15 protein-coding genes are annotated in these 15,547 nt (G+C 71.3%); 7 read left to right on the top strand and 8 right to left on the bottom strand.

Annotation, left to right across the window (positions count from 1 at the left end):
- Nucleotides 1-57: 57 nt before the first annotated feature.
- Complete coding sequence (locus tag ABZV94_RS12850; protein ID WP_356340203.1) at nucleotides 58-1,167, bottom strand: ferritin-like domain-containing protein; 1,110 nt, start codon at nucleotides 1,165-1,167, stop codon at nucleotides 58-60.
- Nucleotides 1,168-1,291: 124 nt separating this feature from the next.
- Between ABZV94_RS12850 and ABZV94_RS12855 the strand changes: the two genes are divergently transcribed.
- The 4 genes from ABZV94_RS12855 (at nucleotide 1,292) to ABZV94_RS12870 (ending at nucleotide 4,430) form a co-directional block, all read left to right on the top strand.
- The gene (locus tag ABZV94_RS12855) at nucleotides 1,292-2,230 is read left to right on the top strand and encodes a diiron oxygenase (protein WP_356340206.1); all 939 of its coding nucleotides are present in this window, start codon (nucleotides 1,292-1,294) and stop codon (nucleotides 2,228-2,230) included.
- A gap of 80 nt (nucleotides 2,231-2,310) precedes the next feature.
- Complete coding sequence (locus ABZV94_RS12860; RefSeq protein WP_356340208.1) at nucleotides 2,311-2,961, top strand: TetR/AcrR family transcriptional regulator; 651 nt, start codon at nucleotides 2,311-2,313, stop codon at nucleotides 2,959-2,961.
- Complete coding sequence (locus ABZV94_RS12865) at nucleotides 2,954-3,274, top strand: hypothetical protein (protein WP_356340210.1); 321 nt, start codon at nucleotides 2,954-2,956, stop codon at nucleotides 3,272-3,274. Before ABZV94_RS12860 ends, ABZV94_RS12865 begins: the two co-directional genes overlap by 8 nt.
- Before the next feature lie 112 nt (nucleotides 3,275-3,386).
- Nucleotides 3,387-4,430: a C40 family peptidase gene (locus tag ABZV94_RS12870; RefSeq protein ID WP_356340212.1), complete on the top strand. Its 1,044-nt coding sequence runs from the start codon at nucleotides 3,387-3,389 to the stop codon at nucleotides 4,428-4,430.
- On the opposite strand, the gene ABZV94_RS12875 is transcribed toward ABZV94_RS12870, so the two are convergent.
- A complete protein-coding gene (locus tag ABZV94_RS12875; RefSeq protein WP_356340215.1) occupies nucleotides 4,368-4,835 on the bottom strand; it encodes a MerR family transcriptional regulator in 468 nt (155 codons plus the stop codon). The genes ABZV94_RS12870 and ABZV94_RS12875 overlap by 63 nt on opposite strands.
- 79 nt (nucleotides 4,836-4,914) lie before the next feature.
- Between ABZV94_RS12875 and ABZV94_RS12880 the strand changes: the two genes are divergently transcribed.
- Nucleotides 4,915-6,099, top strand: coding sequence for an MFS transporter (locus ABZV94_RS12880; protein ID WP_356340218.1), 1,185 nt, complete (start codon nucleotides 4,915-4,917; stop codon nucleotides 6,097-6,099).
- A 39-nt stretch (nucleotides 6,100-6,138) separates the two neighbouring features.
- A complete protein-coding gene (locus ABZV94_RS12885; protein ID WP_356340219.1) occupies nucleotides 6,139-7,017 on the top strand; it encodes an NADP-dependent oxidoreductase in 879 nt (292 codons plus the stop codon).
- 343 nt (nucleotides 7,018-7,360) lie between these two features.
- Here ABZV94_RS12885 and ABZV94_RS12890 read toward each other — a convergent pair whose 3' ends face one another.
- From ABZV94_RS12890 to ABZV94_RS12915, 6 genes are all read right to left on the bottom strand, one after another.
- On the bottom strand, nucleotides 7,361-7,894 hold the full coding sequence (locus tag ABZV94_RS12890) for a hypothetical protein (RefSeq protein WP_356340222.1): 534 nt from the start codon (nucleotides 7,892-7,894) through the stop codon (nucleotides 7,361-7,363).
- A 517-nt stretch (nucleotides 7,895-8,411) separates the two neighbouring features.
- A complete protein-coding gene (locus ABZV94_RS12895) occupies nucleotides 8,412-9,665 on the bottom strand; it encodes a styrene monooxygenase/indole monooxygenase family protein (protein WP_356340224.1) in 1,254 nt (417 codons plus the stop codon).
- Nucleotides 9,666-9,706: 41 nt separating this feature from the next.
- Nucleotides 9,707-10,363 (bottom strand): ATP/GTP-binding protein, encoded by a 657-nt coding sequence (locus ABZV94_RS12900; protein ID WP_356340226.1) that lies wholly within the window; start codon nucleotides 10,361-10,363, stop codon nucleotides 9,707-9,709.
- Nucleotides 10,344-10,769 carry a DUF742 domain-containing protein gene (locus ABZV94_RS12905; RefSeq protein ID WP_030657823.1) on the bottom strand — a complete coding sequence of 142 codons (426 nt, stop codon included), beginning with the start codon at nucleotides 10,767-10,769 and terminating at the stop codon, nucleotides 10,344-10,346. The genes ABZV94_RS12900 and ABZV94_RS12905 overlap by 20 nt, the downstream gene beginning before the upstream one ends.
- The gene (locus ABZV94_RS12910; RefSeq protein WP_356340228.1) at nucleotides 10,766-11,269 is read right to left on the bottom strand and encodes a roadblock/LC7 domain-containing protein; all 504 of its coding nucleotides are present in this window, start codon (nucleotides 11,267-11,269) and stop codon (nucleotides 10,766-10,768) included. Before ABZV94_RS12910 ends, ABZV94_RS12905 begins: the two co-directional genes overlap by 4 nt.
- Nucleotides 11,266-14,028 carry a nitrate- and nitrite sensing domain-containing protein gene (locus ABZV94_RS12915; protein WP_356340229.1) on the bottom strand — a complete coding sequence of 921 codons (2,763 nt, stop codon included), beginning with the start codon at nucleotides 14,026-14,028 and terminating at the stop codon, nucleotides 11,266-11,268. The genes ABZV94_RS12910 and ABZV94_RS12915 overlap by 4 nt, the downstream gene beginning before the upstream one ends.
- Before the next feature lie 384 nt (nucleotides 14,029-14,412).
- On the opposite strand from ABZV94_RS12915, the gene ABZV94_RS12920 reads away from it, so the two are divergent.
- Entirely contained in the window at nucleotides 14,413-15,201 is a 789-nt protein-coding gene (locus ABZV94_RS12920) for a protein phosphatase 2C domain-containing protein (RefSeq protein WP_356340231.1), read from the top strand.
- The last annotated feature ends 346 nt before the right edge of the window (nucleotides 15,202-15,547 follow it).

Genomic DNA, 15,547 nt, shown 5'->3' on the forward strand with positions numbered 1-15,547 from the left:
ACACGCCAGCACGCTACTGCACGCGGGTGAACAACCGGCGCCGCGTCCCGCGCCCGGTCAGTCCTCCGCCGCCCCCGACTCGATCGCCCCTGCCACCTCGGCCACCCGTTCCCTCTCCTCGGCGGCGAAGCGCTCGGCGTCCAACTGCTCGGCCAGTTCCTCGTCCTGGGCCATCAGCAGGTCCAGGTCGGAGTCGCCCAGCTCCAGCACGCCCATGTCCACATAGGCCCGCTGGAGCCGCTCGCCCCACAGGCCGATGTCCTTCACGCACGGGACGATCCGGCTGAACAGCAGCTTCCGGAACAGCCGGAGGAACTCGGACCGCTCACTGAGCGCCTCCGCCTCGGCCTTGGGGATGCCGAAGTTCTCCAGCACCTCCACCCCGCGCAGCCGGTCGCGCATCAGGTGGCAGCCCTCGATGACGAACTCCTCGCGCTCGCGCAGTTCGGCGTCGGTGAGCTGCTTGTAGTAGTCGCGCAGCGCCATCCGGCCGAAGGCCACGTGCCGGGCCTCGTCCTGCATGACGTACGTCAGGATCTGCTTCGGCAGCGGCTTGTTCGTGGTGTCCCGGATCATGCCGAAGGCGGCCAGCGCCAGGCCCTCGATCAGCACCTGCATGCCGAGGTAGGGCATGTCCCAGCGGCTGTCGCGCAGGGTGTCGCCGAGCAGCGACTGGAGGTTGTCGTTGATCGGGTAGACGAGGCCCATCTTCTCGTGCAGGAACCGGCCGTAGATCTCGGCGTGCCGGGCCTCGTCCATGGTCTGGGTCGCGGAGTAGAACTTGGCGTCCAGGTCGGGCACGGACTCCACGATCCGCGCCGCGCAGATCATGGCGCCCTGCTCGCCGTGCAGGAACTGGCTGAACTGCCAGGAGGCGTAGTGCAGGCGCAGCTCGCCCTTGTCCTTCTCGGAGAGCTTGTCCCAGTACGGCGTGCCGTACAGGGACATCGCCTCGTCGGGTGTGCCGAGGGCGTCGTAGGGGTCGACCTCCAGGTCCCAGTCGATCCGCGTCCGCCCGTCCCACTGCTTGTCCTTGCCCTTCTGGTAGAGGGCGAGGAGGCGGTCGCGGCCGTCGTCGTACTCCCAGCTGAACCGGGCCGCTCCGGCGGCGGGAACCCGCCAGGGGGAGTCGCCCGGGTCGTTGGCGTAGAGCTCATGGGTCGGCATACCCCGCAGGCTCACACGTAGACGCCGAGTCAACAAGTCATGCGCAGGGGATTGACGGTCTTGCTGACAGGCAGTCTCATAAGAGGCAGGAACGACTACCCCCGGGTAACGAGGTGAGGGAGCCATGACGACCCTGACGGAAGCGGACGCGCTGGACGGGCTGCGCGACGCGCTCGGCCTGCTCAAGGACCGGGAACAGGTGGCCGAACGGCTGCTCGCCTCTTCCGCCAAGCACTCCTTCGACCCGGACGCGGAACTGGACTGGGACGCGCCCTTCGAGGAGGGCAAGTGGTTCTGGCCGCCGGAGCTGGTGTCGCTGTACGACACGCCGATGTGGAAGCGCATGAGCGAGGAACAGCGCATCCTGCTCTCCCAGCACGAGGCCGCCGCGCTCGCCTCGCTCGGCATCTGGTTCGAGATCATCCTCATGCAGCTGCTGGTCCGGCACATCTACGACAAGGCGGCGACGAGCGCGCACGTGCGGTACGCGCTCACCGAGATCGAGGACGAGTGCCGGCACTCGAAGATGTTCGCCCGGCTGATCTCGCACGGCGGCACGCCCTGGTACCCGGTGAGCCGCGCCCACCAGAACCTGGGCCGCCTGTTCAAGACGATCTCCACCACCCCCGGTTCCTTCACCGCCACGCTGCTCGGCGAGGAGGTGCTGGACTGGATGCAGCGGCTGACGTTCCCCGACGAGCGGGTGCAGCCGCTGATCCGGGGCGTCACGCGGATCCACGTGGTGGAGGAGGCGCGGCACGTCCGGTACGCCCGCGAGGAGCTGCGGCGCCAGATGGTGACGGCCCCGAAGTGGTCCCAGGAGTTCACCCGGGTCACGTCGGGCGAGTTCGCCCGCGTCTTCTCCGTCGCCTTCGTCAACCCGGAGGTCTACACCAACGTCGGCCTGGACAAGCGGGAGGCGATGGCGCAGGTGAAGGCCAGCGGGCACCGGCGGGAGGTCATGCAGACGGGCGCGAAGCGGCTGACGGACTTCCTGGACGACATCGGGGTGCTGCGGGGTGTCGGCCGACGCTTGTGGAGGTCCTCCGGCCTCCTGGCCTAGGGCCCGCGCCGGCCGGAGGGGCGGGGAGCCGAAACAGGTGGGAAGCCGGCCGGGGCCGCGCGGCGATTAGGCTGCGAGGCATGACCCCGTCGGCCACCCCCGCATACCGTCGGCTCAGCGTCGAGGAGCGACGAAGCCAGCTCCTCGACGCCGCCCTGGGCCTCTTCGCGCACCGCGCGCCCGAGGACGTCTCGCTGGACGACGTGGCGGAGGCGGCCGGGGTGTCGCGCCCGCTGGTGTACCGGTACTTCCCCGGCGGCAAGCAGCAGCTGTACGAGGCCGCGCTGCGCTCCGCCGCCGAGGAGCTCCGGCAGTGCTTCGACGAGCCCCGCGAGGGCCCCCTGCTGGCCCGGCTGTCGCGCGCCCTGGACCGCTATCTGGCCTTCGTGGGCGGGCACGGCACCGGCTTCAGCGCGCTGCTCCAGGGCGGCAGCGTGGTGGAGACCTCGCGCACCACCGCCATCGTGGACGGGGTGCGCCGGTCCGCCGCCGAGCACATCTACCAGCACCTCGGCGTCCCCGACCCGGGGGCCCGGCTGCGCATGACCGTCCGGATGTGGATCACGGCCGTGGAGGCGGCCTCGCTGATCTGGCTGGACGAGGACAAGCAGCCCCCGGTGGAGGAGCTGCGCGACTGGCTGGTGGAGCAGTTCGTGGCCGTCCTCACGGTCACCGCGGGCCGGGACCCGCAGACGGCCGCGCTGGTCACCGCGCTGTCGGCGGATGGCTGAGACTGGACCTGTGAAGAGCCAGGACACCCCCTTCGAGGGCGGCCCCATGGACGGGCGCGTGCTGCCCGTCCTGGTCGGCCCCACCGGGCACCCCCCGAAGACGTACCGCATCCCCGTCCCGGACCCCGGGGGCGGCCCGCCCACGGTGCTCGTCTACCGCCGCGTGCCCCGGGGGCACAGCAGGAGGCTGGGGCTGATCCAGGGGTGGAAGTACCGCTACGACCCGGACGACAGGTCGGGCGGGAAGCTCCGCTGGCCCTGGTCGAAGCCGGACGCCACGCCGACCGGCAAGCCGGACGACGCGAACGGGTGAAACCACTGCGCCGAACCGCGCAGGCTTCGTACCCGGCCGGCACCGACACGTCTGATTATCGGGTTGCGCTGGGAAGCGGAGATTCCGCTTCCCGTGCAGCGGAGGTGATGACATGTCAGGAAGGCTTCTGCGACTGGCCTGTACGACGGCGGTGGCGGCCCAGGCGGTCCTCGCGCCCGCACCCGCCGTGGCCACGCCGGACCCCCAGCGGTCCGTGGCCCAGCTGCTGACCGACCTTCAGCAGCTGTACCGGAAGACCGAACAGGCCACCGAGACCTACAACGCCACGACCGAGCGGCTGGAGCGGCAGCGCGCCGAGGTGGCCCGCCTCGACGGCGAACTCGCCCGCGCCCGGCTCGTCCTGCAAGGCAGCCGCACCGCGGCCGGGCGCCTGGCCCGGCAGCAGTACCAGAACAGCGGCGGCCTCGGCCCGTACGCGCGCGTGCTCCTCGCGCCCGACCCGCAGCACGCGCTGGACGAGGGCCATGTCCTCGGCGAACTGGCACGCGAACAGGCCCGCACGGTGGCCCGGTTCACCGCCGCGGAGCGACGCAGGGACGCACTGGCCCGCGCCGCCCGCAAGGCCCTCGACACCCAGCTCGGCCTGGCCGGCCGGCTGAAGCGGCAGCGCGACGACGTCCAGGCGAAGCTCGCCGAGGTGGAACGCCTGCTGGCGGGCCTCACCCCGGCCCAGCTCGCGGCCGTGGCCCGCCTCGAACAGCAGGGGGTCACCGCGGCCCAGCAGCGCCTGACCACCGCCGGAGCCCTGCCCGCCGACCGGGCGGCGGCCACCCCGGCCGGCCAGCGTGCCGTCCGCTACGCCATGGACCAGCTCGGCAAGCCCTACCAGTGGGGCGCGCAGGGCCCCGACGCGTACGACTGCTCGGGCCTGACCTCACAGGCCTGGTCCCACGCGGGGTCACCGATCCCGCGCACCAGCCAGGAGCAGTGGGACCGCCTCAGAAGGGTCCCGCTGAACCGGCTCCGGCCGGGCGACCTGGTGGTGTACTTCCCGGAGGCGACCCACGTGGCGATGTACGTGGGCGACGGGAAGGTCGTGCAGGCACCCAGACCGGGCGAGAAGGTCACGGTGTCACCGATCGCCAGCTATCCCGTCCTGGGCGCCGTACGACCCGGTACGGACGGGCGGGCCTAGTTGTCGCCGGCCGGCTGTTGACAGCGCGCTGCGCCGGGCGCGTTCGGCGACGTCGGCGGGGGCGGCGGCGATGACGTCGTCGAGCGCGGACCGGGAGATTTCCAGGTCGGTGATGGCCTTGGTGATCCGCTCGCGTTCCTTGAACAGGTCGGCGAGAAGGTCGGAGCAGGTCGGCACGAGGCGCTCGCCCTCGTCGCGCAGGCAGGGCAGGATCGTGGCGATGGTGGCGGTGCTCAGGCCGGCGGCGAGCAGGCTGCGGATGCGGCGCACTGTGTCTACGTCCGCCTCGTTGTATTCGCGGTAGCCGCTGGGGCGCCGCTCGGGCTGAAGCAATTGCTGCTCCTCGTAGTAACGCAGCAGTCGTTCGTGTACGCCGGTCCTGCGGGAGAGCTCACCGATCCGCACGTGCTCCTCCTCACGGATGCCTGGGCGGCGGCGACGCCGCTTGACTCTCACATCGATGTGAGACTCTAGCGTCCGGGGCATGAGCAAGAGCTTCCTCTCGCTCGCCGCCTTGTGCGCGAGCGTCTTCGTTGTCGGCACGTCGGAATACCTGGTCGCGGGCATGCTGCCCGAGATCGGTTCGGATCTTCAGGTGTCGCAGGGCACCGCCGGCCAGGCGGTGACCGCCTACGCGCTCGGGGTGGTGATCGGCGGTCCCGTGGTGACCATGGCGACCGCGCGGCTGCCTCGCAAGGGTCTGGCGCTCGGTCTGATGCTGCTGTTCGCCGCGGGGAGCGCGATCAGCGCGCTGGCCCCTACGTTCGGGGTGCTGCTGGCCGGGCGGGTGATCTCCTCGCTCAGCCACGCCGCGTTCCTGGCGCTGGCGCTGGTGACGGCCACAAGCGTGGTGCCCGAGCACAGGACCGGTTCGGCGATCGCCACCGTGGCCTCCGGGTTCACCGTGGCCACGCTGCTCGGGGTGCCATTGGGCTCGCTGCTGGGGCAGGCCGCCGGATGGCGCGCCCCGTTCGCGGTGCTCACCGCGCTCACCCTGACTGCCGTCGCGTTGCTGGCACTGGTGCTGCCCAGGCAGCAGGCGCCCACTACGCGCGTCCGTGACGAGTTGCGGGTGGTGACCCGCAAGCCGGTGCTGCTGGCCATCGCCACTACCGCGGTCGGCTTCTCCGGTGTCGCCGTCGTGTTCACCTACATCGCACCGCTGCTCACCCGCGTCGCCGGCTTCTCCCCGGCCGCCGTCTCCGCCCTGCTGCTTGCGTACGGCGCCGGCAGTTTCCTGGGCAACCTGGCTGCCGGCAAGCTGACCGACAAGTCCATGTCCGCGACCGTGCGCGGGGTATTCGGCGGCCTGACCGGTGTGCTGGCGGCCATGCCGTTCGCCGCCGCCTGGCAGCCCACCGCCGTCCTCGCCGTCCTCGTCCTGGGACTGCTCGCCACCGCCACCATCGCCCCGTTGCAGGGCCTGATCCTGCACCACGCCGGGGCGGCCCCGACCCTGGCGGTCTCCGTCAACGTCGGCGCGTTCAACCTCGGCGCCGCCGTCGGCTCCGCCCTCGGTGGGCTCCTCGTGGCCGCGGGCGCGCTGCGCTGGACCGGACTGGCCGGGGCCGTGCTGAGCCTGGCCGGCCTGGCCCTGACCCACCTGATCCTGCCCCGCGCCCAGGCCGCGTCACGTACCGGCAAGGCCGCGGTCTCCACCGCTGTGTGAACCGCCACTCCTCACGCCCTGGAAGGTCTTCTCCCGACCATGCATGCCGTCCAGATCGACCGCCACGGCGGCCCTGAGGTCCTGACCGTCCGCGAGATCGCCGAACCCGTCCTCGCCGATGGCGAAGTCCTCATCCGCACCACAGCCAGCAGTCTCAACCCGGTGGACTGGAAGACCCGCGCCTGGCAGGTTGGCCCGCCGCTGCCGGCCACGCTCGGCTGGGACCTGGCCGGCCGTATCGTCGCCAGCACCGACCCGGCCCACGAAGTGGGCAAGCCCGTGATCGCCATGTCGGCGCAGATCGCCACCGGCCTCGGTACGTGGGCCGAGCACGTGGCCCTGCCCGGCCGTCTGGTGACCGCCGCCCCTGCCACGGTGCCGTTGGCCGACGCGGCGGCCCTGCCCCTGGCCGGGGTGACCGCCCTGCAGGCCCTGCGCACCGCCGAGTTGACCGCCGGCGAGCGCATCCTGGTCATCGGCGCGGCCGGGGCGGTCGGCGGCCTGGCCGTACAACTGGCCCGTCAAACCGGCGCTCAGGCTGATGCCCTGGTCTCCCGCCCCGGACACGAACACGCCGCCCGGGAGCTCGGTGCTCAGGAGGTCTGGCACCGTAGAGACGACCTGCCCCACGGCCGCTATCCGGTGATTCTCGACACGGCCGGCATCGATGCGTCCACCGCCCTCGTACCCGACGGACGCTACGTCTCCATCGCCGACCACCCCCTGCCCGACGTGCCCGGCGCCCGCAAGAGCTATGTCCAGGAGAACGCCACCGACCTCGCGCATCTCGCCAAGCTCGTCGACGCCCACGAACTGCGCCTGCGGATCGCCGACCGCTACCCGTACACCGACATCCGCGCCGCCCACGAGCGCTTCGAAGCCAGCGGCCTGCTCGGCAAGATCCTCATCACCTTCTGAAGTACGTCCCGGACCGAACGAAGGCCGCTCTCGCCCTCGTGCACGATGGTGACGTGAACAGGGATGCAGCGCGCGAAGCCGTCGTCGAAGCAGGCTGGTAGGCAGGCAGTACGGGACGACGGGCGGGTACGGGTGGAGTTGCTGGAAGCGGCCTCCGAAGCCGGACAGTTGGCCCGGCGGCTACAGCACAGGAGGCCATCGCCCTGGTGGTCCAGCGTCTTCCGGGTCAAAGGGCGATTCGCAGGCATTTGCGGTTCGACGTCATCCGCAAAAAAAGGGGTCGCATTCCGTGGGCCGGCCCACTCGGCGGCGGGTCGGCCCGGGTGTCCTGAACCGCCTCGGATTATCCGAAGCAGTAAAGGGTCTCGTCGTAGTCCGCGCAGGACCAACTGAACAGTCTCCAGTAGCAGGCCCTGCCATAGGTCCTCAGGCAGTAGTTGCTGCCGAAGACCCCGATGGTCACATCAGCCTTGGCGACTCCGACGTTCGGGTGCAGCGAAACGTACGCGCCGTCGTCGGAGAGGTGGATGGTGTCGTTCCAGACGTTGACACCGATCACGTTGAGATCGACCCTTATGTCCGCCGACCACGGAGGGCCCGGGTTGAAATCGCCCTCGAGGGAAATGCTGCCGATACCGAAGTCGACCTGGTACGGACCCAGATGCGCGCTTCCGTCAGCGTTGAAATGCGGCTTCGGCCGCTCGACAGTCACGTCGAATCGAGGGTATTTCTCCGCGGTCTGGAGCCGGTGGACGTACTCCTCCCGCACCTGGTCAGCGGTCACCTCATTGCCGTTCTGCTGGCTCACCAAGCGGGCCAGTCTCTCCCACGCGCTCGCGGGAGCACCCGCGAGGGTGGGCACCTGCGCCTGGGTCATCACGGTCCTCCTAGCTCCTTCGCGACCGTCTTGCCGCCCGCTTCGACGCGAAGCGGCATTCGACGGGGTTACGGAAGAATAGGGCTACGGCTGGACAGGCCGGCGCGAGGTCCAAGAAATGAGCCCCTCTAATGGTCGCCGCCTTTTTTTCCAGGCGCCCCAGATGTTCTTGATTCCATTCGAGCACCCTGCGGGCTTCGGGTCAACCCGTAGGGGCCGTTGAAGAAGTGACCGTAAAAGCTGTAACAATTGATCCCGGAGAGCGAGGTAACCATCTGCGTTGATTGCAGAGTGGACGACCGGCGGCACCTTCGGAACACCTTTATGTGCTCTTCAACGAAATCTGCCGGTGGCTACTTATTATTGGTCCGGGATTGGATTCGTTCAGAGCGCTGACAACGGCGCCGGTGACGCCAGCGGCCCCGGAGAGCTGCTCCGGGGCCGTCTGTGGGGCGTGCGAGGGCTGCCGACGCCGACCGGCACCTGCTGACGAAGGCCGGGGCCGGCTCTGAAGCTGTCAGCCTTGCGTGACGGAGGCCAGGTACGCGGCCGTCTTGTCCGGGTCGTAGAAGAAGTCCTCGAAGTCCGCGGGGTCGTTGAACGCGTTGGCGAATCGATCCGCCACCGGCTGCAACTGCCCGGCCGCGCCGATGAGGTTGAGCACGTGCTCCGGCGGCGGCGCCAGCATCGCGTTCGTCCACTTGGTGACGTGCTGGGCGGTGGCCCAGTACCGGTCGAAGGTCTGCCGCATCCACTCCTCGTCGAACGGCTTGTCACCGTGCTCCAGGATCGACGCGAGGTAGGCGGCGGCGCACTTGGACGCCGAGTTGGACCCCTGGCCGGTGATCGGGTCGTTGGCGACGACCACGTCGGCCACGCCCAGCACCAGCCCGCCCGAGGGCAGCCGGCCGATGGGGTTGCGGACGGTCGGGGCGTAGCGGCCGGACAAGGTGCCGCCCGCGTCCGTGAGTTCGACCTTCGTGGCCCGCGCGTACTCCCAGGGCGTGAACCTCTCCATGAGTTCCAGGGTCAGGGAGAGGTGCTCCGCCGGGTCCTTGACGCCCTGGAAGACGTCGAGCGGGCCGCCGGGTATGCCCTCCCAGAACAGGATGTCGGCGCGGCCCGACGTGGTGAGCGTCGGCATGACGAACAGTTCGCCGACGCCGGGGACCAGGTTGCAGCGGACCGCGTCGAACTCCGGGTGCTCCGGGCGCGGGCCGAGCCCGTGGACGTAGGCCACCGCCAGCGCCCGCTGCGGCTCGCTGTACGGGGAGCGCTCCGGGTCGCGGGCGAACATCGAGACCAGCTCGCCCTTGCCGGCCGCGACCAGCACGAGGTCGTAGGTGCGGGAGAAGTAGTCCAGGTCGCCGACCGCGGCGCCGTGGATGACCAGCTGGCCGCCGCGCTGCGCGAAGGTCTCCATCCAGCCGGCCATCTTCACCCGCTGGTCCACCGACTGCGCGTACCCGTCGAGCCTGCCCACCCAGTCGATCGCCCGCTGGGTGGGGCCCGGGTCGTGCGAGCCGGGCGCGGCGACCGAGACGCCGAGTCCTTCGATCTTCGGGGCCTGGGACTCCCAGAAGTTCAGCTGGAGATCGCGCTCGTGCTGGAGGGCCGTGTCGAACATGCACTGCGTCGACATGACCCGGCCGGAGCGGATCTCGTCCGCGGTCCGGTTCGACATCAGGGTGACCTCGTAGCCGTGCGACTGCAGGCCGAGGGCGAGCTGGAGGCCGGACTGACCGGCCCCGACGACGAGTATCTTCCGCATGCGGGTGGTGCCTCCTACGGGATGAGGACGAGGGATGAGGACTACTCGGGGGTTTCGTCCAGCGCGTGGGCCACCAGGGCCAGGAGGGTCTCGATCACCGAGATCCGCCGCCGCGCGTCCATGATCATGACAGGAATGTGCGCCGGTATCGTCAGCGCCTCCCGCACGTCCTCCGGCTCGAACCGCTCGCTGCCGTCGAAGTGGTTGACCGCGACGACGTAGGGCAGTCCGCAGCTCTCGAAGTAGTCCAGCGCCGGGAAGCAGTCCTTCAGCCGGCGGGTGTCGGCCATGACGACGGCGCCGATCGCGCCGCGCACCAGGTCGTCCCACATGAACCAGAACCGCTGCTGGCCCGGCGTGCCGAACAGGTAGAGCACCAGGTCGTCGTCGAGCGTGATGCGGCCGAAGTCCATGGCCACGGTGGTGGTGAGCTTGCCCGGCGTGGCGGACAGGTCGTCGGTGCCCTCGCTGGCCTCGGTCATCAGCGCCTCGGTCTGCAGGGGCGTGATCTCCGAGACGGAGGTGACGAGCGTGGTCTTGCCGACGCCGAAGCCGCCCGCCACCACGATCTTCGTCGCGATGGGGGCGCGCGTCCGGTCCGTCTGCCAGGACTTCAGGTCCTCGTCCGGTTCGGCGAACCCGGCGACGAGGGGGGTGCCCCCGAAGGAGGCGGTGGCGTCAGAGACGGCGGAGTCCACTCAGCACCCTTTCCAGCAGAGCGCGGTCCGGGCGGCCGGTGCCGTGACCGGTTCCGGTGCCGTACACACGGATCTTTCCCTGGTCCGCGAGATCGCTCAGGAGCACGCGGACCACGCCGAGCGGCATCTTCAGCAGCGCGGCGATCTCGGCCACCGTGCGCATACGGCGGCACAGTTCGACGATGGCCCGCATCTCCGGCATGACCCGGGTGGTGAGCGAACCGTTCGTCAGTTCCTTGCGCTCCTCCGGAGCCTCCAGCGCGGCCACGAACGTCTCCACGAGGAGGACGTGGCCGAAGCGGGTACGGCCGCCGGTGAGCGAATAGGGGCGGACGCGGGCGGGTTTGCGGTCGCCCCCGCGGACCGGGAGCTGCGTCTTCCCTGGTTTCTTCGGGGTGCCGGTCATCGGTCGCTCCCCGCCGACTCGGCTTCCAGGTTCTTGCGCAGTTCGCTGCGGAGTTCGGGCGTCAGGACGTGGCCGGCGCGGCCGACGAAGAGCGCCATGTGGTACGCGACGACGCTCATGTCGCACTCGGCCGAGCCGTGCACGCCGAGCAGCGAGCCGTCGCTGATGGACATCACGAACAGGCTGCCCTCCTCCATCGCGACCATCGTGTGCTTGACCCCGCCGAACTCCAGCAGCTTGGCGGCGCCGACGGTGAGGCTGCCGATGCCGGACACGATGGTGGCGAGGTCGGCGGAGGAGCCCCGGGGGCCGGTCCGCTTGGCGTCGCGGGACTGGCGGGCCTCCTCCGTGTGACCCGGGTCGGACGACAGCAGGAGCAGTCCGTCGGAGGAGACCACGGCGACGGACTGGATGCCGGGTACTTCCTCGACCAGGTTGGTCAGCAGCCAGTGCAGGTTGCGGGCTTCACTGCTCAGTCCGTAGGTAGTGGGCGCGGTCAACTGCTTGCCTCCTCGGCTGTGCCCCCCGTGGCTTCTTCGGCGTGTGCGTCGCTGGCCGGCCGCCGGTTGTTGGCCGTCTGTTCGGCGATCTCCGCCTCTACGTCGCGGTAGCCGGCCTGGGCGCCGGTGCGGAAGCCGCCGAGCCTGCGGCGCAGGGCTTCGGCGTCGACGCTGGTACTGCGCTGGCGGGGCGGGGTGGTGGGGGCGGTGATCTTCGGTGTGCGCTTGGGGAGCCCCTTGCTGGTGAGCCGCTCCTCCTGGACTTCGTCTTCGGAGTCCGTGTGCCCTGCCGCACCGCCCGTGCGGGTCTCGTCGTCGGGTGCGGGTGACCCCTGCGGGGTGTCCTCGCCGCCGGCGGCTGCCGGAACGTTCGGGAGCAGCAGCTCCATCGTGGTCTCGGCGTACGTCTCCACCGGGGCCTTCGGGCGGGTCTCCGTGTCCTGGGCCGGCCGGGCCGCCTGCTCGTGCGCCTCCTCCGCCGGTTCCTCCCGCGGTGCCTCCTTCGGTGCCTCGGCGGAGGCGTCCCGTACGGCTTGTTCCGCCAGGGTGACCAGGGGGTCCTGGTGCTTGGCGCGGGTGGGCAGGACGTTGGAGTTGGCCTCGGCGTCGGCACCGGGGAGGGTGAAGGTGCCCGTGGCGCCGGGGGCGGCGGTCTGGGGCGGCAGCGCCGCGGGCGGGGCCTCGACGAGCAGGGAGGCCGGCAGGACCACCACCGCCGCGATGCCGCCCTGCTTCTGCTCGCGCAGCTGGACGCGGACGCCGTGCCGGTGGGCGAGGCGCGCGACGACGTACAGACCGAGACCGAGGCCGTCCTCGCCCTCCTGGTCGTAGAGGGCCTCGGGGTCGAAGTCGCCGAGGCGGCCGTTGAGGGTGTCGAGGCGGTCGGCGGTCATGCCGATGCCCTCGTCCTGGACCGACAGCATGACCTCGCCGGACTCCAGGAGCCAGCCGGAGACCTCGACGGGCAGGTCCGGCGGGGAGAACGAGGTGGCGTTCTCCATCAGCTCGGCCAGCAGGTGGGAGAGGTCGTCGGCGGCGAAGCCCGCGACGTGCGCGTGCGGCGGGAGGGCCGCGATGCGGACGCGCTCGTAGCGTTCGATCTCGCTGACCGCCGCCCGGACGACGTCGACCAGCGGCACCGGCCCCGGATGCTGCTGGACGTGCTCGGTTCCGGCGAGCACCAGGAGGTTCTCGCTGTGCCGACGCATGACCGTGGCGAAGTGGTCCAGCTTGAACAGGGTGGCGAGGCGGTCGGGGTCCTGTTCCCGCTCCTCCAGGCCCTCGATGACCGCGAGCTGGCGCTCGACCAGGCCCAGGGTGCGCAGGGCCAGGTTGACGAAGGTGGAGCCGATGCTGGTGCGCAGCCGCTCCAGCTGGGCGGTGGACTCGGCGAGCTCGGCGCGCAGTTCCTCGCGGGCGTCGGCCATCTTCTGGCGCTGGCCCACCAGGTGCTTGCGGTCGGTCTCCAGGGTGGTGACCCGCTCGTGCAGCGCCACGGCGTGCGCGTGCAGGGCGTTGACCGAGCGGACCACCTGGGCGAACTCGTCGTTGCGGCCGGTGAAGGCGATCGGCTCCTGGGCCGCCGGGTCCTCGGACTCGGCGAGCCGGGCCGAGCCGCGGCGCAGGACCGACAGCGGGCGGGTCAGGGTGCGGGCCATGGCCGTGGCGATGCCGACCGCGACCAGCATCAGCGCGCCGAGGACGGCGACGCGGATCTCCAGGGCGGTGACGTCGTCGTCCCGGAGCTTCGCGAGGTCCTTGGTGCGGTGGTCGTAGAGCGCGGACTCGGCGCCGCGCATGAGGTCGACGCGGGCGGACAGGGCCGCGTCCAGCTTCTTGGTGCTGGTGGTCAGCTCGCTGTCGGCGAGCGTGGGCTGGTCGGTGAGCGAGGCGAGGTACTTGTCGGCCGAGTTGACCTCGGGACCGGTGACCGTCGAGTCGTACGAGTCGACGGCCGCCTTCGGCGCGGTCTCGCGGAAGTCGGCGAGGGCCGCGTCGGCGCGCAGCCGGGCCTGCTGGGCGGCGGCGGTGAGCGCGTCGCGCTGCTTGCGGTCGGCGTCGGTGCTGGTGGCCCTCGTGGTGGGCAGGCCGGTCGTGGGGTCGATCACCGTCTGGGTGCTGGACGGGATGTTCAGCGCGGCCAGCAGCAGGCCGCGGGCGGCGGCGGACTGCTGGACGGCGGAGTCCAGCTCGGCGAGGGCGTGGGCGCCGGAGCCGGCCCGCGGGGGCGTCTGCTCGGCCAGCTGTTCGGCGAGCCGGTGCAGCGCGGTGATCGTCGCCGAGTACGCCTGGTGGGTCTGCAGGGCGCCGGTCTTGCCGGTGAGGGCGCTGCGGCGGAGCGCGTCGATGCCGTCGAGGGCGGTGCGCAGGCTCGCCGGGGTGTCGGTGTCGGCCCGCAGCTCCTCGACCTGCCGGTCCACGCGGGCGCTGCGGTCCTCGGAGGGCGCCTTGTCCTTGGGGCGGCCGGCCGCGACGTAGGAGGTCACCTCGTCGCGTTCGTCGGCGAGGGAGTGGGCGAGGGTGAGCGCGTCCTGGGTGCGGGCGGCGAGCGTCACCAGGTCCTGGGAGTCGCTGACGTCCTCCGATGCGGTGAGCAGCGCGGGCGCGCCGGCTCCCGCGACGGCGGCGGCCACCACGGCTACGGCGACGATCAGCCGGGTGCGCACATGGGTGGGGCGACCGGAGCCCACGGGGGTCTGGGGGACGGTCCCCTCGGGGGCCGTCTGCCTGCCTGTGCGCCGAGGCCGCTTCTTCTGCACCGGTGCTCGCATTCCTGAACTCGTCTACCCAGGGGCCCGGGTGGCGCCCCGTCAGCTCGGTGCCAAGTGGTGCGTACACCCGGTTCGTACGGTTCCCGACCCTCCCAGCGCCGGTGGGCAGTGGTCGCGCATCACCTGACCCGCCACCCGAAGGAGTGAACATCGGAGGGGAGTTGGCGGGCAAGTTCCTCTGGCGCGTGCGACGCTCTTGCACGGTGGGCCGGTTGGACGCGCGCGGCAGGCTTTGGCAATATTCGCCGCCACGCCTTCCCGGAGTGGATCATTCCTACCCAAACCAGGCGCCTGACCTGCGGGGTCGTGGGATTTCACCGGCACGTGCCGGCCTTCGGAACACCGTGTGAAGGGCTCGTGCAGACTGGCTGGATGCGCACTGATCTCGTTTCGGAACCCGGCGACGCGTCCCGCCCCAACGAGGACTTCGCCGGTGTCGGACTACCCGCCTCCGGACAGGGAGGTTGCGTGATCGTGCTGGACGGAGTGACTCCGCCCAGCGGCGGGACGGGCTGTCTGCATTCCGTCCCCTGGTTCACCGCGCGACTGGGCGGTGCGCTGACCGAACTGACCGTTTCGCGCCTAGATCTGACGCTCCCGGAGATTCTCGCGCGGGCGATCCGGCGGACCGCCGACGCCCATGCGGACACTTGTGAGCTTTCTCACCCGCGAACCCCCCAGGCAACCGTCGTCCTGACGCGCTGGTCCGCCGCCGCGGTCGAGTACCTGGTGCTGTCCGATTCCGCGCTGCTGGTGCGGGGGCCCGACGGCACGGTGACCCCGGTGCTGGACGACCGGCTCGCCCGGCTCCCCCGCTCCGCGCTCGCCACGGACGCCCTGGTCGACGCCACCCTGCGCAACAAGGAGGGCGGCTTCTTCACCGCCGCCGCCGACCCCGCCGTCGCCGCCCGGGCGGTCACCGGCACCCTGCCCCGGCGGGAGGTCCGGGCGCTAGCGGCGCTGACGGACGGCGCGGCCCGCTGGACGGAGACGTTCCGCGAGGGGGACTGGACGGCCCTGCTGGACCTGGTCGCCAAGGAGGGCGCCCGGTCGCTGGTGGAGCGGGTACGGGAGCTGGAGACGGCGGACAGCGAGGAGCGGGCGTTCCTGGGGCGCGGCAAGACGCACGACGACGCGACGGTGGTGTACGTGGAGCTGTGACGGGCGGACGGGGCGCGACGCGGCCGGGCCCGAACCCTGCGCCGCCGCCGGACCGCACACCCACGCCGGGGCCGGGCCGTACGGCGGGAGCGGACCGCACACTTACACCGGCGCCGGGCCGTACGGCGGGAGCGGACCGCACACTTACACCGGCGCCGGGCCGTACGGCGGGAGCGGGCCGCACACCCACCACCGGCGCCGAACCCTGCGCCTCCAGCGGGCCGCACACCCACGCCGGGGCCGGGCCGTACGGCGGGAGCGGGCCGCACACCCACACCGGCGCCGGACCCTGCGCCGCCAGCGGACCGCACACCCACGCCGGGGCGTACGGCGGGAGCGGGCCGTT

This window comes from Streptomyces sp. NPDC004658, assembly GCF_040609555.1.
Classification (GTDB): Bacteria; Actinomycetota; Actinomycetes; order Streptomycetales; family Streptomycetaceae; genus Streptomyces.

Bases quoted from the DNA above. Each gene is read 5' to 3' on its own strand.
- ABZV94_RS12890 (WP_356340222.1), bottom strand. From the start codon at position 7,894: ATGACCCAGGCGCAGGTGCCCACCCTCGCGGGTGCTCCCGCGAGCGCG.
- ABZV94_RS12850 (WP_356340203.1), bottom strand. From the start codon at position 1,167: ATGCCGACCCATGAGCTCTACGCCAACGACCCGGGCGACTCCCCCTGG.
- ABZV94_RS12920 (WP_356340231.1), top strand. From the start codon at position 14,413: ATGCGCACTGATCTCGTTTCGGAACCCGGCGACGCGTCCCGCCCCAAC.
- ABZV94_RS12895 (WP_356340224.1), bottom strand. From the start codon at position 9,665: ATGCGGAAGATACTCGTCGTCGGGGCCGGTCAGTCCGGCCTCCAGCTC.
- ABZV94_RS12855 (WP_356340206.1), top strand. From the start codon at position 1,292: ATGACGACCCTGACGGAAGCGGACGCGCTGGACGGGCTGCGCGACGCG.
- ABZV94_RS12905 (WP_030657823.1), bottom strand. From the start codon at position 10,769: ATGACCGGCACCCCGAAGAAACCAGGGAAGACGCAGCTCCCGGTCCGC.
- ABZV94_RS12865 (WP_356340210.1), top strand. From the start codon at position 2,954: ATGGCTGAGACTGGACCTGTGAAGAGCCAGGACACCCCCTTCGAGGGC.
- ABZV94_RS12885 (WP_356340219.1), top strand. From the start codon at position 6,139: ATGCATGCCGTCCAGATCGACCGCCACGGCGGCCCTGAGGTCCTGACC.
- ABZV94_RS12860 (WP_356340208.1), top strand. From the start codon at position 2,311: ATGACCCCGTCGGCCACCCCCGCATACCGTCGGCTCAGCGTCGAGGAG.
- ABZV94_RS12870 (WP_356340212.1), top strand. From the start codon at position 3,387: ATGTCAGGAAGGCTTCTGCGACTGGCCTGTACGACGGCGGTGGCGGCC.
- ABZV94_RS12880 (WP_356340218.1), top strand. From the start codon at position 4,915: ATGAGCAAGAGCTTCCTCTCGCTCGCCGCCTTGTGCGCGAGCGTCTTC.